Raw genomic sequence first — 20,811 nt, 5'->3', positions numbered from 1 at the left:
GTACGATTTTTAAGTTTGAAAGTCCTGCCGTGCTCCGGCTGCCCTTGCAGCTCGGCGTGCGGCCGCACGTAAAGGAGCCATCATGGCCGGTATGAACATGCAGCAGATGATGAAGCAGGCCCGCAAGATGCAGGAGCAGCTTGCCGCCGCGCAGGAGAACCTCAAGTCCCAGACCGTCGACGCCTCTGCCGGCGGCGGCATGGTCAAGGTGACCGTTAACGGCGAGATGGAGCTCGTCAACCTCACCATCGATCCCGATGCCCTCGATCCCGAGGACGTCGATATGCTGCAGGATATGATCATGGCTGCCGTCAACGAGGCCGTCCGCGGCGTCAACGAGCTCGCCAACAAGCAGATGGGCGCCATCACCGGCGGCCTCAACATCCCGGGCATGCCGTTCTAAGACACACATATATATGAGTGCGAATCACAGTCTGCAAAAACTGCTCGATGAGCTGGGCCGTCTGCCGGGCATTGGTCCCAAGTCGGCCCAGCGCATCGCCTATTACCTGCTCGAGGCCGATGCCGAGGAGTCCCGCCGCCTGGCCGAGGCCATCCTGGAGGTCAAACAGGAGGTCCACTTTTGCAGCCGCTGCTTTAACTACGCCACGGCCGACGAGTGCTCCATCTGCCAGGACCCGATGCGCGATACCACTCGCATTTGCGTGGTGGGCGAGCCGCGCGACGTCCAGGCGATCGAGCGCACGGGCAGCTACCACGGTCTCTACCACGTATTGGGCGGCGTGATCAGTCCCATGGACAAGATTGGTCCCGAGCAGTTGCACATCCGCGAGCTGCTGGCGCGTCTGGGCCACGAGGATATCCATGAGGTCATCATCGCCACCAACCCCAACATCGAGGGCGAGACCACGGCGAGCTACCTGGCCCGCACTATCAAGCCGCTGGGCGTCGAGGTGTCGCGTCTGGCGAGCGGCCTGCCCGTGGGCGGCGACCTGGAGTATGCCGACGAGCTTACGCTTGGCCGCGCCATTGAGGCCCGTCGCGCGATTTAGGTGGCGAGCCTGCTCCTGCCGTATGTTTTCCTCGCGACGCACGGGGTAGTCATAATTTCCCCGTGCGACTGTGAGTTTGTTGTGCAACAAAGATGCTTCGTATCCGCTTATCGCATGGATGCTTCCGCTCGCATCCTTAATTTGCCCATTCGTTGCGCAACCTTTTGGGTTCGCTGATACACTCAAATATGGATTTGAATGAATGCGCCGCTTCTGAGCGGCGTGTTTTTCTTGGAGGAGAACGCATGCGGCCCGGTGGCACTCAGACAAAGCGCGGCGCCGCGGTGCGCATGCGACGCCGACTGGGCTTGGCGCCGCGGGCGTACGCACTGCTATCGTGCTCGCTGGTGCTGGTCATAGCTGGCGTTTCTGCCTATGGCATGACCGTGCCGTCCATGATGCAGGCGCATGCCGCACGCGAACCGCGCGTGGGGCATGAGGTCAAAAGTGACCTGGGTACCACGACTGGATATGCTTGGGCAAGTGTGGTCGCGCATATTGTGTTTGGCACCGACGATGCGGACGGCGCCGAGGCCCCGGACAACGAAGTCACGCTTGCCAATGGCAAAACCATCGTGCTCACCAACACCAAGATCATCGATCGGTTGTCCAACAATAGCGTGGCGGCAACGGTGAATAAGGTCGAGCAGCAAAAGGAGCAGGACGCCCAGCAGTCCGGAAAGCCCGGTAGCTCGGATACTTCTGGCTCCGGCTCGGATTCATCGAGTTCGGGCGGCGGCTCTGGGGCGGGTTCCTCTACCGGAGGGTCTGGAAACGGCGGCTCGACGGGCGGCAACACTGACAACGATGCAAACTCCGGTGGCCTTTCCGCTGCTGAGGAAGAGAGCATTCACAGTTGGCTTGTGACCAAGTACAACATGCTCGACGGCTATGTTTCTCGTGCCAATGACGTGGTCTCGACCTATAACTCTACGGGAGATCCCAGGCCGTGCGACAGCCTGGTCGGGGAGATGTTTGTCATTCGAGCCGAGTTCGGTCGTCAGACATTCTCGCCCCGGTCAAAGTGGTATCAGCAGTATGCCAATCTGTGGGGCTGTTACACCAACCTATGCCAATGGGTCGGCCATTACGGCGATGATGACGTCGCGCTCGGTAACTTCAACAATAACGTGGCGGCGCTTGCCCTATGATGACCGATCTTGCATCCACCACACCACAATCGCTCGGTCGCGATCCCATGGTCGGCCTGCGCCTGGCGCGTGTCGACGGGTTTGAGCCGGCCATTGCGCTCGGTCAGGACGAACTGCCTGCCTATCTGCGTCGTTTTACGATGCTGTTTGCCGACGATGCCACCATGCGCCGTGGCGGTATCGGCCGCGTGACGCGTGCTGTCAACGCCCAAGGCGAGGCCGTGGCACTCAAGCAGCTTATCTTGCCGACGCGCGATGAGTTTGATGACGATGCCGCTCACGAGGCGCTGGTCGCCAAGTTCAAGGCGGCGTTTCGCGAGGAATACGAATGCCATCGCGCCCTTTCGGGCCTTAAGGGCTTTCCCCGCCTCTATGGCTGGGGCGAGGTCGACGGTGTGCCTGCAATTGTCATGGAATGGGTCGAGGGCGAGACGCTTGCCCGCTTACGTTCGCGACTTGCCGTGGACGATGCCGGACGCCTGTCGCCGCTTGTGGCGGCGCGTCTGGGTCGCGACCTGTTCGATCTGCTCTGCCGCATGAGCCTGGTGGGCGAGGGCTTTGTCCATCGCGATATCTCGCCCGCTAATATTATGGTGCGCACGGCGCGTCTACCGCTTGACCGGCAGCTTGCCGAGGGCACCTTTGACCTGTGCCTGATCGACTTTGGCTCGTCGCTGGCGCTTGAGCCTGCGTCGGCCGTGGCCGGTACCGGCGGCAAGGCGTCGTTTACGGAGCGTTATGCCACGCTGCGTCGCGCGACGGTTGCCTATGCCCCGCCCGAGATGCTCACCGACGATATTCCCGACCTGCGCGCTTTGCGTATGTCGCCGGCGATTGACGTTTATGCCGCGGCAAGCACGGTTTACGAGCTCATTGCCGGCGTCGTGCCATACGAAGCCGCGCCGAGCACTTCGGGCACCTCGGGTTCGCGCAAAAAGACGCGCGACATCGCGAGCCCCTACCGTCTCAAGATGGACGCGCGGCCCGACTATCCCATTGGTGCCCATGCGCCCGGTTGCGATTTGACTCAGCTGCTTCGTCGTGAGCCCGATGTGGCGCTCGCTGCGGCCGAGCAGGCCCAGCAGCTGGGGCTTGAGCCGGATTCCGAGGAGCTACGCGATGCGCTGGCGTTTGTCGATGCCCAGCTGTTCGACGTGGTGATGGCCTGTCTGTCCAGCCATCAAAAAGATCGTCCCGAGCCGGCGGCGGTCGAGGCGGCGCTCTCGGCGTTTTGTGATCACTATGCGCAAAATGTCGGTCGTTCGCTCCGCGGCGAGCCGCTCACGCCGTGCCCCATGGATGCGTCTGGCCGCGCGGTTCGTCGCGCGCTGATGGTCGGCGCGACGGTCGTCTGTGGCGTGGTTTGGGCTGTGGTCGTGGTTTCGGCCGCGCTGCTGGCGTCGGGCGCTCGCGTGACGGCGACTTTGGGATCGCTCATGTGGTCTGGGTCGCTACCGGGTATTATTGCCGCACTGGCGTTGGCGCTGCCGGGCATAGCCGGCGTTGCCGCGGGGGCACTTGCGCGTGATCGGCGCTCGGGGTTCCTGCAGGGTGTGCTTGCGCTTTCTGCCTGCGAGGTTCCGGTGCTGGTTGTGGCTGCATGTAGCGTATTTTCCCAACGCGCCGTGATGGGCGGCCTTGTTGCCGCTCTGGTTGCAACCTATACGCTTACGTGGTTTTTGCTTGCGATGGGCTTTGCCTTTGAACTTCCCGTTTCGGCACCGCGACGCACAAAAGCCCAGATGGCGACTCCGCTTGCCGGTGGAGCCGCAGCTGCCCGTACTTTTGGCGGACCTGTCGAAGTATCGTCCGATTCTATTTCTACGACCAAGGAGGCCTAGGTCATGGCATCTCAAGTTGAGCTCACCCCATGCGGGGCCATGTTTGACATCTTTAAGCGCGCGGCGCATCTGAGCCATATCGAGCTGTGCGGCTTGGTGCTTTCGTCCCGTCCGCTCGCCGACGGCCGCAGCCCGCAGAGCCGAGCCGCCGATCGCTCTTGGGTTTCCCGCTTTATCGTTCGCGCGCCGGTCGGCACGCTTCAGCAGCGCTACTTTGCCGAATACGGTACCTCGGCTGCGCGTATTATGTCGCAACTGGCCCTGCGCCAGCGCAATCCCATGGACTCCACGGCTGTGATCAATATGGTGTGCGGCCCTGCAGGTGAACCGATGGTACGCGCGCTCGAAGAGTGCCACCAGGACACGAATCTCTATCGCAACGCGCTCGATCGCCTGTCCCAGGCGGCGGAACTCATGCCCGCCGAGCGCGCCGAGGCCGTGCTGGTGCTGTTTGTCGCCGTCGGTTGTTCGGCGGATGTGCGGTCCTCGGTGAACTATGCCATCGACTACGCGCACGCGACCTGTGGCGGAGGCACCTCCACGCCGCGTTCGCTTGGCATGTCGATGACCGCAGGCGAGCGCGAACCCGCCCCGGCGCACCCCTTGGGCTTGCTGCGCGTGCAAAACAGTTTTGTCGTGAGCGCCCCGCGCTGGATTCAGCCGAGTGAGCAGGGTGTTGAGATTGGCGCGCTGGCCACTGGTGAGGGCGATATTACCGACGTCGGCGACGATGTCTCGGCCCGCCATGCCCATATCTGGTGCGATGCTCAAAATATCTGGCACGTCGAGGACTTGTCGTCCACCAACGGAACCGTGGTGGTAAACGGGGCCACGCGCGTCTGCATTCAGGTCGAGCCCGGCCGTTCCGCCCAACTCAATCCCGGCGACGAGCTCAAGCTCGGCGAATCCACTACCTACGCCATCCTCTTCGGTGCTCTCTAGCCGGCAGATAGGGACGTTCCTTTTAATATGAGCAGGACATTGTCAAGAGGCAAAATCGGGCCTGGCCCCAACGATATGGGGTCAGGCCCTCTCCCTATATCAGCCCGTCCGCGGCGACCTCGGCGTGTCTTACCGACGCTCGTCTTTGCAGTTTAATATCCGCCCGCGGCGATCTCTCGCTGGGCAATCCGTTGCTACGGCTGAGGCTTCTTCGTCGAACCGACAGTCTGTGCACGCGTGTGGCGCCCTGGGCGCTCGCAGAAAAGGGACCTGAGGTTCGCCTCAACGGCTTCGGATCGAACCGCTTCCGGGGTGATCGGCTTATGTGCGGGGGACCGGCCCCCTACGCCTCCTCGGCCATGAGGCCGACCGCCCACACCCAGCAGGCGAGCTCGCGCGCCGTGGCCACGTTCGCCTTGTTGCCGTGGACCCCGCGCGCGAGCAGCGCCTCCCGCCTCTCGACCAGCCTCCGCACGCCCTTGGCGGCATGCCTGCGGGCGACCCGGTCCGGGGCCTGGCCCTTGGCGAGGCCCTTCGGCCGCCCCGAGCACGTCAGGTAGTGCCACGCGGCCTCGACCAGCGCCTTCCTCAGGTGCTTGTTGCCTGCCTTGGTGATCGCGCCCCTGCGGTCGCTCTCCCCGCTGGAGTGCTCGGAGGGCGTCAGGCCGACCCATGCGGCGAACGACCGGGCGTTCCCGAACCTCGAGAACTCGCCGGCCTCGAACACGAGGTCGGCGGCGGACGCGGTGTCCACGCCCTTGAGGCAGCGCAGGGAGTCGACCCTCCTCCTCCACCTGGGCTTGCGGGCCTCGGCCTCGACGAGCCCCTCGAGCCGCGCCTTCTCCTCCGCCGCCCGCCTGACCGCGTCGACGTAGTAGGCGAGCACGTCGTTGTCGGCCCCCTCCGCGAACCTAATCGACTCGATCCAGGACCAGTGCGCCCGGGTCCAGTTGCCCTTCCTGCGGCCGGTGGGCGTCCTCTCGTCGAAGGCGAGCCCGTGCCTGAGCAGGAACTTGGAGAGCCGCTGCTTCGAGCGCGAGAGGTCGTCCCTCGCGTCCTCGAGCGCCCTGGTCAGGTCGCGGGCGGCCTCGCACTCGTCGTCGGGGACCCACACCTCGACCACGTTGCCGACCGACAGCATGCGGGCGAGGAACTCGGCGTCGTTGCGGTCGTTCTTCCTGCGCCTGTCCGCGCTGGGCTTGATCATCTTCGAGACGGCGCCGACCACGCAGTCGACCCCGAGGCCGGAGAGCCTCTTCTGCAGGTCGAACCCCGTGGCCCCGGACTCGTACACGCACCTGGCCCTGGGGTCCACGGAACGGACCCACTCCGCGACGGCGCCGGCGTCGTAGCCGAAGGTCGCGGCACGTACCTCCCCGGTCATGACGTCGAGGGAGACGGCCTTTATCGAGCGGGCGTGGACGTCGAGGCCGATGAAGGTGGTAGTATCGAGCATGGGAGCCCCTTCCATGAATGCGGCGTGGCCGCCACGGTTGGATTAGACACTCACCATTGTCGGCCTAATCCGCGGTCTTTCATGCAGCAGGGGCTCTCAATGTTTTTATGTCCTGCTCATATCGTCTCTGCCGGCACTTGGGGACACTCCTTGGCGCGCCAGAGCCGGTCGCCCGGGGATGGAGGGGCCATTTTGGCCCTTGGCGGTCACCCGAGGTAAACCTTTACCGCCCGCCTATATTTGCCGAAATTACACTTGACGGCGGGGTACAATAAACCCGCATGCGGATTTTCGTTGCGGGCGCTTCCCATCGCCGGGGCGTGCCCGGGAGCATCCGGCATGCAGCCTTTGCGGCGCTCGGTCATGTGCAAGACGGGCGGTCGGGTCTGTGGGGCGCATCAGCTGGCCCGCGCCTCGGCATGCCTTCTCTCCACGCCATGTACCTGCTGCTCAGTCTGCCTGCCAGATGATTGGAAGCAAGCGAAAATCCCATCACGCCAACATCCCGGCGATCGCCGGGGCCTGTATACCTATATGAGAGGAGAGGGGTATATGGCGCGTAAGTTTAAGTCTATGGACGGCAACGAGGCGGCCGCATATGTTTCGTATGCGTACACCGAGGTAGCGGGAATCTATCCCATTACGCCGTCCAGCCCGATGGCCGACCATGTCGACCAGTGGGCGGCCCAGGGTCGCAAGAACATCTTCGGCACCCCGGTCAAGGTCGTCGAGATGGAGTCCGAGGCAGGTGCAGCCGGTACCGTTCACGGTTCGCTGGGTGCCGGTGCTCTGACCACCACCTACACGGCTTCTCAGGGTCTGCTCCTGATGATTCCGAACATGTACAAGATCGCGGGCGAGCAGCTCCCGGGCGTCTTCCACGTCTCCGCGCGTTGCGTCGCTTCCCACGCCCTGAACATCTTTGGCGATCACTCCGACGTCATGGCTTGTCGTCAGACCGGCTTCGCCATGCTCGCCGAGGGCAACGTCCAGGAGGTCATGGACCTCTCGCCGGTGGCTCACCTTGCCGCCATCGAGGGCAAGACCCCGTTCCTTAACTTCTTCGACGGCTTCCGCACCAGCCACGAGATCCAGAAGGTCGCCATGTGGGACTACAAGGATCTGGCCGAGATGTGCGACATGGACGCCGTCCAGGCTTTCCGCGATCACGCGCTCAACCCTGAGCACCCGCACACCCGCGGTAGCCACGAGAACGGCGATATCTTCTTCCAGAACCGTGAGGCCTGCAACAAGGTCTACGACGAGCTTCCCGCCGTCGTCGAGGGCTACATGAAGAAGATCAACGAGAAGCTCGGCACCGATTACGGCCTGTTCAACTACTACGGCGCTCCCGATGCCGATCGCGTCGTCGTGTGCATGGGCTCCTTCTGCGACGTGCTTGAGGAAGTCATCGACTACCTCAACGCTCACGGCGAGAAGGTCGGCCTGGTCAAGGTTCGTCTGTTCCGTCCGTTCTCCATCAAGCACTTCGTCGACGTTCTCCCCGAGACCGTCCAGAAGATCGCCGTCATGGACCGTACCAAGGAGCCGGGTTCCATCGGCGAGCCGCTCTACCAGGACGTCGTCTCCGCTCTCTACGAGGCCGGCAAGACGGGTATCAAGGTCGTCGGCGGCCGTTACGGTCTGGGCAGCAAGGACACGCCTCCCGCGTCCGCGTTCGCTGTCTTCGAGGAGCTCAAGAAGGACGAGCCCAAGCGCGAGTTCACCATCGGCATTGTCGACGACGTGACCAACCTGAGCCTGCCCGAGGCCGAGGATGCGCCCAACACCGCAGCCCCCGGCACCATCGAGTGCAAGTTCTGGGGTCTGGGTGGCGACGGTACCGTCGGCGCCAACAAGAACTCGATCAAGATCATCGGCGATCACACCGACAAGTACGTTCAGGCCTACTTCCAGTACGACTCCAAGAAGACCGGCGGCGTCACCGTTTCGCACCTGCGTTTTGGTGATTCCCCGATCCGTTCGCCGTACTACGTGACCAAGGCCGACTTTGTCGCTTGCCATAACCCCAGCTACATCGTCAAGGGCTTCAAGATGGTCCGCGACGTCAAGCCGGGCGGCACCTTCCTGGTCAACTGCCAGTGGAGCGACGAAGAGTTCGCTGAGCACATGCCCGCCGTGGCCAAGCGCTACATCGCGAACAACAACGTCAACGTCTACCTGATCGACGCTATCGACCTGGCCGCTAAGGTCGGCATGGGCAAGCGCACCAACACGGTGCTCCAGTCCGCCTTCTTCGCGCTGGCCAAGGTCCTGCCCGCCGAGGACGCCCTGCAGTACATGAAGGACGCGGCTACCAAGTCCTACATGAAGAAGGGCCAGGCTATCGTCGACGCCAACCACAAGGCCATCGATGCCGGCGCTACCGCTTTCCGTAAGTTCGAGGTTCCGGCCGACTGGGCTACCGCCGAGGACGCCGCTCCCGTCGAGCTCTCCGAGGAGGCCAAGTCCGCTATCGCCCAGCAGGTCAAGAACCTGCTCGAGCCCATCGATCGCATGGACGGCGACAGCCTGCCTGTTTCCGCCTTCGTCGGTTGCGCCGACGGCCAGTTTGAGCTGGGCGCTTCCGCATACGAGAAGCGTGGCGTCGCCGTGGTCGTTCCCCACTGGGACGAGACCAAGTGCATCCAGTGCAACCAGTGCGCCTATGTGTGCCCGCATGCCACCATCCGTCCGTTCGCGATGACCGAGGACGAGGCTGCCGCCGCGCCCGAGGCTACCCGCACGCTCGACGCCATGGGCCCCAAGGCCAAGGGCATGAAGTTCACCATGGCTGTGTCCCCGCTCGACTGCATGGGTTGCACCAACTGCGTCAAGGTCTGCCCCAAGGGCGCCCTCGAGATGGTTCCCACCGAGCAGGAGATGGACCAGCAGCCCGTTTGGGACTACATGGTCGAGAACGTCTCCGAGAAGAAGGAGCTCATCGCGGCCAACGTCAAGGGCAGCCAGTTTAAGCAGCCCTACCTGGAGTTCTCTGGCTCCTGCGCCGGCTGTGCCGAGACCGCCTATGCACGTCTGGTGACCCAGGTCGCCGGCGACCGCATGTTCATTTCCAACGCCACCGGCTGCTCCTCCATTTGGGGTAACCCCGCCGCCACCGCTCCTTACTGCAAGGACAAGGACGGTCACGGCCCGGCGTGGAACAACTCCCTGTTCGAGGACAATGCCGAGCACGGTCTGGGCATGGCCGTTGGCTATGAGGCCGTTCAGCACAAGCTGATCGCCGCTACCCAGGACATCATCGCTGCCGATGGTCCGTCCGATGAGCTCAAGGCCGCCGGTCAGGCTTGGATCGACTCCGTCAACGACGCCGAGGCCTCCAAGACTGCTGCCGCTGCCTACGTTGCCGAGCTCGAGAAGTGCGGCTGCGACGCTTCCAAGGCAATCCTCGCCGACAAGGCTTACCTCACCAAGAAGTCCTTCTGGATCTTCGGCGGCGACGGTTGGGCCTACGACATCGGCTTCGGTGGCCTGGATCACGTCCTGGCTTCCGGCCACAATGTCAACGTCTTTGTCTTCGACACCGAGGTTTACTCCAACACCGGCGGTCAGGCCTCCAAGGCCTCGAACCTGGGCCAGGTCGCTCAGTTCGCCGCTGCCGGTAAGGTGACCAAGAAGAAGTCCCTGGCCGAGATCGCCATGAGCTACGGCTACGTCTACGTGGCGCAGGTCGCCATGGGCGCCAACCCGGCTCAGACCCTCAAGGCCATCCACGAGGCCGAGGCCTACGACGGCCCATCCCTCATCATCGGCTACAGCCCCTGCGAGATGCACTCCATCAAGAAGGGCGGCATGCAGAACTGCCAGGCCGAGATGAAGAAGGCTGTCGAGTGCGGTTACTGGAACCTCTTCCGCTTCAATCCCGAGGCTGCTGCCGGCAAGAAGTTCTCGCTCGATTCCAAGGAGCCCGCGGGCGGTTATCAGGAGTTCCTGATGAACGAGGCCCGTTACGCTTCGCTGACGCGTTCCTTCCCCGAGCGCGCCGAGGAGCTCTTCAAGGAGAACGAGCAGGCCGCTATGGACCGCTACGCTCACCTGTTGAAGCTCAAGACGGTGTACAACGAGGCTTAGGTCTCCCACCGCAGGATCTGAGGGCTGACCTTCGCGGACGTCCTCGGACATGAAAGAACCCCCGCTGCGCACTACGTGCGGCGGGGGTTCTTTCGTCCTGCGGAGTGTCCGCGAAGGTCAGCCCTCAGATCCTGCTACGACTACGTCCTCGGATTGTGTGGGCTGATGAAGGACGTGGTTGGTGGGGTGCCTTGTCCCGGTCGCTGTTTCGCGGCTTTGGGCATAGAGGGGGATTTGGTTGCGGACCCAGATGGCCTAGAGGGATATGGGCGCAAACGAGAAATCGTTGTTGGGGTCGTCCTTTTCCATAAACTCATCGAGGCAGAATGTCATATAGATTGGAACGTACAGGACCTTGCCCTCTTTGCTGAGGTTCTCGTGGCTTAGCACAACGGCCTCGGGGATTTTGTACTCGCTCACGCTCATCAGACGGTCGAGGGCCGCATGGGCTCGAACCTTCTTGCCCGATTTGACCTCGATTGGGACAACGTGCCCGCGGGTGCCTTCGATCACAAAGTCAACTTCGCCGACCTCGCGTGTCTGGTAGTACCATGCATCAGTTCCAAGGGCGACAAGCTCCTGCGCGACCACGTTCTCATAGAGACCGCCGAGGTTGGGGGTTTTCATATCAAGGTAGACGGCGCGTGCCGTGCTGCCGGGATACCGTGATGCGAGCATGCCTGTATCAGACTCGTATAGCTTAAAGGCGGTCGCCTTCTCTGTCCTCTTAAGAGGACTCCGGGCCTCCGTCACCTGGGCGACCATCAAACCGACGCCCGCGTTCACCAGCCATAGGAAATCCTGCTCGTATTTTTGAAGGCGAGCCCCCTCGCCCAGGGATGAAACAACAAAGCGATGGGACTCCGCCTCAAGCTGAACGGGAATTTGTTCGAAAATCGCGCGAACGTTAAACGCTCGAGTCGATGCATATTTAGAGATATCACTTTTGTACTGATCGACCAGCTGAATTTGAAGCTCACGCGTCCTCACGAGTGAATAACCCGAATCGATATAGTTCTGTACGACCTCCGGCATGCCGCCGCAAACGATATAAGCTCTAAAGTTTTTGAGCATCGCCTCATGAATATAGTTTTCGACGGGACGCCTCTCGACAAGGCAGCTGCGGATGTCTGCAAGCACATTCTCGCTGATGCTGTTTGCCCAACAAAACTCTTCAAAATCCATTGGCCGCATAACAATGTGCTCGACATACCCCACCGGGAAAGAAGAGATCCCCTTAAACTCAGTCCCAAGCATAGACCCCGAGAAGACATAGCTAAAGCGCCCGTCCTCGACCAACGCCTTCATGAGCGTGACGATCTGCGGATACTCCTGTATTTCATCGACAAAGATAAGCGTATCTCCCTCAACAAGCGGTGCATCCGCAAGAAGGGCAACGCGGTTGATAAAGTCAACGGCGTTCTTAGCGCCAATGAGCACATCTCTTGCCTCGGCATCGAGCAGCAAATTGGCCTCAAAATACGACGCGTAGTTGTCTTTACCAAACGCGCGAATCGCATAGCTCTTGCCAATTTGACGCGCACCGGTAACAAGCAACGCTTTATTGGAGTTGTTCTTCCAGCTCAAAAGCCTGTCAGTGACCTTACGGCGTAGCATAAAACCCCTCAATGACAAAAATTGGCAAATAGATTTGCCCCTAATCATACAAAAATTGGCAAATAGATTTGACCCAAATCGTACAAAAATTGGCAGATAGCAAAGATTCGCTTAGGCCCCAGAGCCATCGAGCCGGCGCGGTGCCATGCAAAAAGACTGGGGACGCCGCTGATGTTCTCGATTGCCTGGGCGCGCAGGAGCGAGAGGGCGTCGACGGCGTTCATGCAATACCTGACGGTAAAGTTCTATACTGCAAACTCACAGTCGCTTGCCGCAAAGTGAAGCGCGATTGGCTATCCCTTTTGTTGGATGAAAAGCCCCGTGTTATTGCAGGGGTGCATACTTGTCTTGCAAGTGCATAGAATCTCGTATAGTGCGAGTAAATAATTGCAGTGTCCGTTATGTGTTTAGCAAAGATATAGTTTGCATAATCCAGCCTAATCTCTGCTCTAATTAAATAAAGTCGCACGTAGATGACGTAAACATGCGTGAGCTGGGATTCCTTACGCTGAGCGGGTAAAAACGACCGTTCACCGTTCAACTGTTTTCAAAATGAATAAAATGAGCGATAAAGAGAATATAAACCTTAATAAACTCGCGTATCGCACGGACGCGGGTTATTAATGGGTTGTAGGCCTTTTACAGAAAGGATTCCAGCAATGTCTAAGCCTCTTGGCAAGCCCGATCGTATTGTCGTCGCCCTCGGCGGCAACGCCCTCGGCAACAACCCCGTCGAGCAGATCGAGGCCGTGAGCAACACCGCCCACGCTCTTCTCGGTCTGATCGAGCAGGGCAACGAGATCATCATCACCCACGGCAACGGCCCGCAGGTCGGCATGATCCAGAACGCCTTCGCCGCTGCCCACGACGCCATCGGCACCCCCGAGATGCCGCTGCCCGAGTGCGGCGCCATGTCCCAGGGCTACATCGGTTATCACCTGCAGCAGGGCATCGGCCGCGAGATGCACAAGCGCTACAAGCGTTGGCACGCCGCAACCGTCGTCACCCAGATCGAGTGCGACCCGGACGATCCCGCATTCAAGAACCCGACCAAGCCGATCGGCCCCTTCTACACCGAGGAGCAGGCCAAGGAGTTCATGGCCGAGGATCCCTCAAAGGTCTTCGTCGAGGATTCCGGCCGCGGCTGGCGTCGCGTCGTCGCCTCCCCCGATCCCAAGAAGATCGTCGAGGCTGACTCCATCCTCAACCTGCTCGACAACGAGTTCATCGTCATCGCCTGCGGTGGCGGCGGCATCCCCGTCGTCCGCGACTACGAGAACAAGGGCTGCTACAAGGGCGTTCCCGCCGTCATCGACAAGGACCTGGGCGGCGAGCTGCTGGCCGAGGACTGCGACGCCGACGTCCTGTTCCTGCTGACCGCCGTCGAGCACGTCGCCATCAACTTCGGCAAGCCCAACCAGGAGGAGCTCGAGGACCTCACCGCCGACGAGGCCGAGCGCCTGGCCGACGAGGGCCAGTTCGGCAAGGGTTCCATGGAGCCCAAGGTCCGCGCCGCCATCAAGTTCGCCCGCTCCCGCAAGGGCCGCACCTGCATCATCGGCGCCCTGGACAAGGCTGCCGAGACCATGGCCGGCCTCTCCGGCACCCGCATCCACGAGTAGTCCCTACTCCGTTGCCTCTCCCGTGGGCGCCAGGCAAAGCGCCCACAGACTAGCCTCTCTTCACGAGCCCCGCAGTCCGCTCCGGCTGCGGGGCTTTTGCTGTTTGAGATGTGTGCAGGGGGTAAACAAGAGCAAATTTGGTTAGATGCTCAGGTCATGGGATGCCTGAAACCAGACGATGACTCCGAGAATCCTGATTCGGCGTTTGTCCAGCACAATATCCGGTTCCGACGTGCGATATGAGTAGGATGACAGCATCACGGTGTTCGTGCCGGTGCTATATCGCCGTATGACCATTCTGGAATTATCGGCCAAGGCGAGGACGGAGCATCCGTTCCAGGGTTTCAGGTTGGGGTCCACGAGGAGAAGGGATCCTATCGGATAGCATTTGGACATGGCAGATGTGTCCATTTGAACAAAGAAGCACCCGCGATGGTTTTTGAATACGGATGAGGGGAGCGCCGTTGTTCCGGTCTGCTTGAGTCCCGTTCTGCCTCCATTCATCTGAATTTTAAATACATCACAAAGGGAGTCAGTAGTAGTTTCCTTGGATTCCCCCTTCCGCCCCTCGTGGTCGAGCTTTGCGGCAAGCCCTGCGGTTTCCGATGCGAGGTCGTCAAACTGCAGATTGAATTTCGAAACGATCTTGAGCAGTGTCGACCGGCGGATGGCATAGCGGTCCTTTTCCCAACGGCATACCGTTTCTTTGGAGACGCCGACAAGTGCCGCGAACTCCTCCTGCGTGAGCTGGTCGCGCTTGCGAAGCGCCTTTATGTTTTGACCCGTTCCCATGTTATGAAGCGCGGACGAGGGGAAGGCAGAGGCAGTTGGGGCCGCCAAAGCCGTTTGTCAGCTCAAAGATAGAGATGGGAACAAGTTCAATACCGGCCTGCTCCAGTGCCTTGTTAGTCTCGGTGTTCTCTTCGTATACGCAGACCTTGCCGGGCTCCAGGCAAAGGGTGCTTATGGCATTGTTGGTTCTTTCGACCTCTGCCGCTCCGGGATTTGAGCCGCCGCAAGGGATAAATTGCGGTGAACTTAAACCCAGGGCTAATCCCAGCGCTTCTTTTAGTCCGCCTTCGACATGACGCGCCCGGGTTGTCCTTTCCGATCTGCCTCGTGTAATGCAGTAGACTCGCGCTTGGTCCAGGAGCTCCCGGTCAATGAGGAATGTCTCATAGTTAACACGAGCAAAGTATGTGTCGAGATGAATGCAGAGATCATCGTAGGGAACCTCAATGGCCCATACGGACTCAATAGTCGAGTTCTCGTCCCAGAGCAAGTTATTCGTTAGGGTGTCTATAGCTGCTGGCTCGGTTCGTTGAGAGATGCCAACGGCTACATTTTCGCTGTTGAGGTTGTGAAGGTCGCCGCCTTCAATGTGGTAAGTCGATTCATGCTTGAAGAACTGAGGAGTCTCGCGGAAATCCGGATGATAGTTAAAAATCGTTTTATAGGCGATAACCTCACGGTTGCGCTCTGGCCAGTACATATGGTTGAGCGTGACACCTTCGCCGATGACGCTTGCTGGATCGCGCGTGAACCACATGGTGTTAAGGGGGGCTATGAGAAGGTCGTCGGGTGAGTATGCGTCTCCCGTCAGCTTTGAGAGGCTGAACACCTCCTTGTTCGTGTCGAAGACCTGGGAGTAGCGAACGCCGTTGACGGCTGCCTGGACCAGGTCGCGGGAACCTTCGATATGCTCAAGATACTCGCGAATGGCAGACTCGAGCTCAATGCCCCGCGCGCCGCATTCTGAAATGTAGCTATCGATAAAAGAGCGACGCGCTTGCTCTGTCGCATCAAGGGCTTCGGTAAGAAGGTTTTCAAGATAGAGAATCTCTACCCCTTCGTGCTCGAGCATCGCCGAGTAAGCATGATGCTCCCCAAGAGCCTTTTCAAGATCAAATGAATTGCTAGAAGGGCGTAGCGTAAAGACTTGATTGAACTGGCCGTCGGGGTAGTTGCGCGTTTCGGGGCCGGGACAGTGCAGAAGCACCTTTTTTAGCTTTCCTATTTCATTTTGAACATGCAATGCGGACATGTGACCTCGCTTTGGCGGTGAGTATTTATTGCTTCCATAGTGGCACATTACGAGCTTGATTCAATTTACATCATATCTGTCACAGGTGAATGGCACGAACCGGCTTAGTAATTGATGTTAAACTTCAATTTAGAAAGCAAATTGACAAATTACATCAATCTGAAATCCGTTTACGGGTCGATGCGCTTCGTTGGCGGGCGAAGAGACGGAAGGGTGTTTTGCGCGATGACACAATGGCTTTGCCGGCAACGAAAAACCCCTGAATTAAGGAGGAGAGATGGCAGAGACAGAAAAGAAGCGCACTCCTCGAGTCCCGCACGTGTACACCATCATTCTCGTCTTGATGGCCGTATTTGCCGTTCTGACCTGGGTCGTGCCTTCGGGTTCGTTTGAGCGCCAGGAGGTTAACGGTCGCGAGGTAACGGTCTCGGGCACCTATGAGCCTGTCGATAAGGTCTATACGGACGAGGACGGCAACGAGGTCGATCTTCGCCAAGGCATCTTCGAAGTACTTGAGGCCCCTGCGATCGGCATCCAGCAAGCGGTCGAGGTCGTTGCATTCATCATGATCGTGGGAGGTTCCTTCCAGGTCATCACGGCGACCGGAGCCATCACGAGCGGCGTCGCCCGAGTGGTGAAGAAGTTCAAGAGCAAGGACGTCCTCATCATTCCGATCCTAATGGTGCTTTTTGCCTTGGGCGGCAGCACCTTTGGTATGGCAGAGGAGACGCTTCCGTTCTTTGCGATTCTTATGCCGATCATGATGGCCATGGGCTTCGACTCAATTACAGCGTTCATGACGGTGTTTGTGGGTGCCCGTATCGGATACATCGCATCTACCGTCAATCCGTTCAACGTCCTGATTTCCCAGGGCATCCTCGGTATCCAGGGCAACCCCCAGCTTTGGTTGCGTACCATTGCCCTTGCCGTGCTCACGGCGGTTGCCGTCGCATGGGTTGTAATGTATGCCCTCAAGGTTAAGAAAAACCCCGAAGCGTCCCCCGCTTTCCACGATGATATCGAGAAACGCAAAGAGTTTGGCGCGGATGAGAACCTCCTCGATAGCGAGTTCACCGCTAAGCAAAAAGCCGTCATGGTTATTTTCGTGCTTGGACTTGGCGCTATCATTTGGGGCCTGGTAGCCCAGGGCTGGTACATGAACGAAATCTCTGCGATTTTCTTGGCCATGGCCCTTCTTTCTGGTGTTGTTTCCGGGATGAATGAGAAGGAGATCGCTGGCGAGTTCGTTAAGGGAATTGCAGATTTCGCGTTCTCTGCCATCGTTGTTGGACTTGCCCGCGGAATCCTCGTAATCGCCAATGACGGCCTCATCATCGATACGATTCTCAATACGCTCGCCACGGCTCTCACTGGAGTTCCAGCCGTTATCTTTACGAGCATCCTCTATGTCGTGGATAACCTTCTGTCGATCCTCGTTCCGAGCTCTTCGGGTATCGCTGCTCTTACGATTCCAATTTTTGGCCCGCTTGTTGAGCTGATGGGCTTAAACCCCGAGGCTGCAGTTACGGGTCTTTCCATGGGCAGCGCGGCCATGTCTCTCATTTCGCCAACAAGCGCGATGCTCGTTGCCGGTCTTGGCGTCTGCAAGATTCCGCTTGGCCAGTGGTGGAAGGTTGCTTGGAAATTCTTCCTGGTCGTGAGCGTTATCTGCATGGCATTCACTGCGGTTTCGGGCCTTATCCCCTTGCCGTAAAAGCAAAACCTTACATACAGTTGTAAGAAAGAAGGATAGAGATGAACAAAGGACTGAACGTTCATAGCGAGATTGGCGCCCTTAAGAAGGTGTGCGTCCATCGCCCCGGTATGGATCTTGTAAACATGAAGGCGGAGGATTTCGACCGCGTTTGGATTCACGACGCGTTCTATCTGGACTATGCCCAGAAAGAGCACGATCAGTTTACCGACCTTCTTCGCGGCGCTGGCGCCGAGGTCGTCTATATGGAAGACCTGGTTGCCGAGACGTTTGATAAGGTCGAGGGCGCGCGTGCGGAGTTCATGGGAAAGTTCATGAACGAGTCGGGTATCAAGAACGCCGCTCTTCGCCAGGCGGTTGTCGAGAAGCTCGATTCCATCAAGGACAACAAGGAATTTGTCCTCACAGCTATGGGCGGACTGTATGTGCGCGACCTCGAGATCCCGCATGTCGGCGGCTCTCTTGCCAGCCTGGACGGCGACGAGCTGAAGGGCGACGATATGGTGCTGTTCCCCATGCCGGCCTCGTATTTCTCCCGTGACCCTCTGGCTGTCGTGGGCAAGGGCGCTACCATGAACCGCATGTACTGGAATCAGCGCAATCGCGAAGTAATCTTCTACGAAACGGTGCTGCGTAACCATCCTGATTACGCTGGTAGCCCCATTTGGTATGACCACAACAGCGAGTGGCATATCGAGGGCGGCGATATCCTCAACATCAACGCCAAGACGCTCGCCATCGGTATTTCCGAGCGCACCCAGACTGCAGCCATCGATGAGCTCGCCAAGAATATGTTCTGGGGTTCCGATGAGGCCGAGATCGAGAACATCTATGCCATCAAGATTCCGCACGGCTATGCCTACATGCACCTCGACACCGTCTGCACGCAGGTCGATCACGATAAGTTCACGGTCTATCCCGGCATCTACCAGACGCTTCGTGCCTACCGCCTGACCAAGGGCGATTCGGAGGGGGAGGTGCATATCGAGGAACTCGAGGGCACCCTGCAGCATATCCTCGAGCTTGCGACGGGTATGGACCATATCACCATGATTGAGTGCGGTGGTGGCGATCCGATCGAGGCTTCCCGTGAGCAGTGGAACGATGGTTCCAACACTCTTGCGGTCGCACCGGGCAAGGTCTGCGTGTATGAGCGCAACGTTGTAACCAACGATGCTCTTTACAAGGCTGGCGTCGAGCTGCTCGTCGCTCCCTCCGAGGAGCTTTCTCGCGGTCGCGGCGGCCCGCGTTGCATGACCATGCCGTTCTGGCGTGAGGAAATCTAGTCAGCGTTAGCGTATCTGGGCGGCGCGTGTGGTCTGCGCCGCCCATCCCTCCTTGTGTGTTCCAACAACCGAAAGGACTCAAATCATGGCTCTTAATCTTTCTGGTCGAAGCGTTCTTACCCTGCTTGACTTTACGTCCGAGGAAATCGAGTACATGCTCGACCTCTCAAAGAACTTCAAGGATATGAAGCGCGCCGGTTATCCGCACCGCTTTCTCGAGGGCAAGAACATTGTCCTGCTGTTTGAGAAGACCTCAACGCGCACGCGCTGTGCCTTCGAGGTCGGCGGTATGGACCTGGGTATGGGCGTGACCTACCTCGACCCCGGCTCGTCGCAGATGGGCAAGAAAGAGTCCATCGAGGATACCGCCCGCGTGCTCGGTCGCATGTATGACGGTATTGAGTATCGCGGCTCCGACCAGTCGATCGTCGAGGAGCTTGCCGCCAAGGCTGGCGTTCCCGTCTGGAACGGTCTGACCAACGAGTACCATCCCACCCAGGCCCTTGCCGACATTCTTACCATGCGTGAGGAGTTTGGCGACACGCGCGGCATGAAGCTCACCTATATGGGCAAGGAGCAGGGCAACGTCAGCGACTCCCTGATGGTTATCTGCGCCAAGCTCGGCATTAACTTCTGCTCCTGCGGACCCAAGGGCGATGTCGAGGGCGCCACGCACTTCGATCCCGAGCTTCTTGAGCGCTGCCAGGAGATCGCCGCTCAGAATGGCTGCACGATCCAGCTCACTGAGGATATCGACGAGGGCGTCAAGGATGCAGACGTGATCTATACGGACGTTTGGGTCGGTATGGGCCAGGCTGAGGAGCTGTGGAAGAGCCGAATCGATCTTCTCTCTCCCTATCGAGTAACGCCCGAGGTCATGGCCAAGGCAAACCCCGGCGCCATCTTTATGCACTGCCTGCCGAGCTTCCACGATACGCAGACCACCATCGGCGCCGAGATTGCCGAGAAGTTCGGCGTGACCGAGATGGAGGTTTCCGACGAGGTCTTTGAGAGCGCGCAGTCTCGTGTGTTCCAGGAGGCCGAGAACCGCATGCATACCATTAAGGCCATGATGTACGCGACGCTTCGCTAGTAGCTGGGAAGTGAACGAACACTATGAGTAAACCGTACGGCAAGCCCGATCGTATTGTCGTCGCCCTCGGCGGCAACGCCCTCGGCAACAACCCCGTCGAGCAGATCGAGGCCGTGAGCAACACCGCCCACGCTCTTCTCGGTCTGATCGAGCAGGGCAACGAGATCATCATCACCCACGGCAACGGCCCGCAGGTCGGCATGATCCAGAACGCCTTCGCCGCTGCCCACGACGCCATCGGCACCCCCGAGATGCCGCTGCCCGAGTGCGGCGCCATGTCCCAGGGCTACATCGGTTATCACCTGCAGCAGGGCATCGGCCGCGAGATGCACAAGCGCTACAAGCGTTGGCACGCCGCAACCGTCGTCACCCAGATCGAGTGCGACCCGGACGATCCCGCATTCAAGAACCCGACCAAGCCGATCGGCCCCTTCTACACCGAGGAGCAGGCCAAGGAGTTCATGGCCGAGGATCCCTCAAAGGTCTTCGTCGAGGATTCCGGCCGCGGCTGGCGTCGCGTCGTCGCCTCCCCCGATCCCAAGAAGATCGTCGAGGCTGACTCCATCCTCAACCTGCTCGACAACGAGTTCATCGTCATCGCCTGCGGTGGTGGCGGCATCCCCGTCGTCCGCGACTACGAGAACAAGGGCTGCTACAAGGGCGTTCCCGCCGTCATCGACAAGGACCTGGGCGGCGAGCTGCTGGCCGAGGACTGCGACGCCGACGTCCTGTTCCTGCTGACCGCCGTCGAGCACGTCGCCATCAACTTCGGCAAGCCCAACCAGGAGGAGCTCGAGGACCTCACCGCCGACGAGGCCGAGCGCCTGGCCGACGAGGGCCAGTTCGGCAAGGGTTCCATGGAGCCCAAGGTCCGCGCCGCCATCAAGTTCGCCCGCTCCCGCAAGGGCCGCACCTGCATCATCGGCGCCCTGGACAAGGC

At 59.8% G+C, this 20,811-nt stretch carries 15 protein-coding genes; 11 read left to right on the top strand and 4 right to left on the bottom strand.

From position 1 onward, the window contains the following. Window positions 1–82 precede the first annotated feature (82 nt). The 5 genes from PMX70_RS02490 (at window position 83) to PMX70_RS02470 (ending at window position 4,947) form a co-directional block, all read left to right on the top strand. Window positions 83–403: a YbaB/EbfC family nucleoid-associated protein gene (locus PMX70_RS02490; RefSeq protein WP_006235174.1), complete on the top strand. Its 321-nt coding sequence runs from the start codon at window positions 83–85 to the stop codon at window positions 401–403. Window positions 404–416: 13 nt separating this feature from the next. Then, window positions 417–1,013 carry a recombination mediator RecR gene (gene recR, locus PMX70_RS02485; RefSeq protein ID WP_271742778.1) on the top strand — a complete coding sequence of 199 codons (597 nt, stop codon included), beginning with the start codon at window positions 417–419 and terminating at the stop codon, window positions 1,011–1,013. Window positions 1,014–1,258: 245 nt separating this feature from the next. Then, window positions 1,259–2,164 carry a hypothetical protein gene (locus tag PMX70_RS02480; protein WP_271742777.1) on the top strand — a complete coding sequence of 302 codons (906 nt, stop codon included), beginning with the start codon at window positions 1,259–1,261 and terminating at the stop codon, window positions 2,162–2,164. Continuing rightward, complete coding sequence (locus PMX70_RS02475) at window positions 2,161–4,005, top strand: serine/threonine protein kinase (RefSeq protein ID WP_271742776.1); 1,845 nt, start codon at window positions 2,161–2,163, stop codon at window positions 4,003–4,005. The genes PMX70_RS02480 and PMX70_RS02475 overlap by 4 nt, the downstream gene beginning before the upstream one ends. A gap of 3 nt (window positions 4,006–4,008) precedes the next feature. Then, window positions 4,009–4,947, top strand: a complete 939-nt coding sequence (locus PMX70_RS02470; protein ID WP_022094220.1) for an FHA domain-containing protein — start codon at window positions 4,009–4,011, stop codon at window positions 4,945–4,947. 343 nt (window positions 4,948–5,290) lie between these two features. Here PMX70_RS02470 and PMX70_RS02465 read toward each other — a convergent pair whose 3' ends face one another. After that, a complete protein-coding gene (locus PMX70_RS02465) occupies window positions 5,291–6,403 on the bottom strand; it encodes an IS110 family RNA-guided transposase (protein ID WP_271742775.1) in 1,113 nt (370 codons plus the stop codon). Between the two features lie 552 nt (window positions 6,404–6,955). On the opposite strand from PMX70_RS02465, the gene nifJ reads away from it, so the two are divergent. Next, entirely contained in the window at window positions 6,956–10,495 is a 3,540-nt protein-coding gene (gene nifJ / locus PMX70_RS02460; RefSeq protein WP_118080284.1) for a pyruvate:ferredoxin (flavodoxin) oxidoreductase, read from the top strand. A gap of 255 nt (window positions 10,496–10,750) precedes the next feature. On the opposite strand, the gene PMX70_RS02455 is transcribed toward nifJ, so the two are convergent. Next, the gene (locus PMX70_RS02455) at window positions 10,751–12,112 is read right to left on the bottom strand and encodes an ATP-binding protein (RefSeq protein WP_271742773.1); all 1,362 of its coding nucleotides are present in this window, start codon (window positions 12,110–12,112) and stop codon (window positions 10,751–10,753) included. Window positions 12,113–12,771: 659 nt separating this feature from the next. Here PMX70_RS02455 and arcC (PMX70_RS02450) point away from each other — a divergent pair. After that, window positions 12,772–13,734 (top strand): carbamate kinase, encoded by a 963-nt coding sequence (arcC, locus tag PMX70_RS02450; RefSeq protein WP_006235166.1) that lies wholly within the window; start codon window positions 12,772–12,774, stop codon window positions 13,732–13,734. A 141-nt stretch (window positions 13,735–13,875) separates the two neighbouring features. Here the strand turns inward: arcC (PMX70_RS02450) and PMX70_RS02445 are convergent, their stop codons facing one another. Together PMX70_RS02445 and PMX70_RS02440 are read right to left on the bottom strand one after the other, a co-directional pair. Beyond that, window positions 13,876–14,526 (bottom strand): LexA family transcriptional regulator, encoded by a 651-nt coding sequence (locus PMX70_RS02445; RefSeq protein WP_117641077.1) that lies wholly within the window; start codon window positions 14,524–14,526, stop codon window positions 13,876–13,878. A gap of 1 nt (window position 14,527) precedes the next feature. Further along, window positions 14,528–15,778, bottom strand: a complete 1,251-nt coding sequence (locus tag PMX70_RS02440) for an arginine deiminase (RefSeq protein ID WP_158566142.1) — start codon at window positions 15,776–15,778, stop codon at window positions 14,528–14,530. 277 nt (window positions 15,779–16,055) lie between these two features. Here PMX70_RS02440 and PMX70_RS02435 point away from each other — a divergent pair, with 277 nt between their 5' ends. From PMX70_RS02435 to arcC (PMX70_RS02420), 4 genes are all read left to right on the top strand, one after another. Next, entirely contained in the window at window positions 16,056–17,492 is a 1,437-nt protein-coding gene (locus PMX70_RS02435) for a YfcC family protein (protein ID WP_199413514.1), read from the top strand. A 41-nt stretch (window positions 17,493–17,533) separates the two neighbouring features. Further along, window positions 17,534–18,778: an arginine deiminase gene (locus PMX70_RS02430; protein ID WP_271742772.1), complete on the top strand. Its 1,245-nt coding sequence runs from the start codon at window positions 17,534–17,536 to the stop codon at window positions 18,776–18,778. A gap of 85 nt (window positions 18,779–18,863) precedes the next feature. Next, window positions 18,864–19,871, top strand: coding sequence for an ornithine carbamoyltransferase (gene argF / locus PMX70_RS02425; RefSeq protein ID WP_117584179.1), 1,008 nt, complete (start codon window positions 18,864–18,866; stop codon window positions 19,869–19,871). 23 nt (window positions 19,872–19,894) lie between these two features. Next, window positions 19,895–20,811, top strand: a 917-nt coding sequence (gene arcC / locus PMX70_RS02420; RefSeq protein ID WP_271742771.1) for a carbamate kinase, incomplete at its 3' end; no start/stop codon positions are given.

The organism is Collinsella aerofaciens (assembly GCF_028206795.1).
GTDB classification, from domain to species: domain Bacteria; phylum Actinomycetota; class Coriobacteriia; order Coriobacteriales; family Coriobacteriaceae; genus Collinsella; species Collinsella aerofaciens_AX.
The sequence above is the reverse complement of the archived record's forward strand: the minus strand, read 5'-3'. Positions and strand labels throughout refer to the sequence as shown.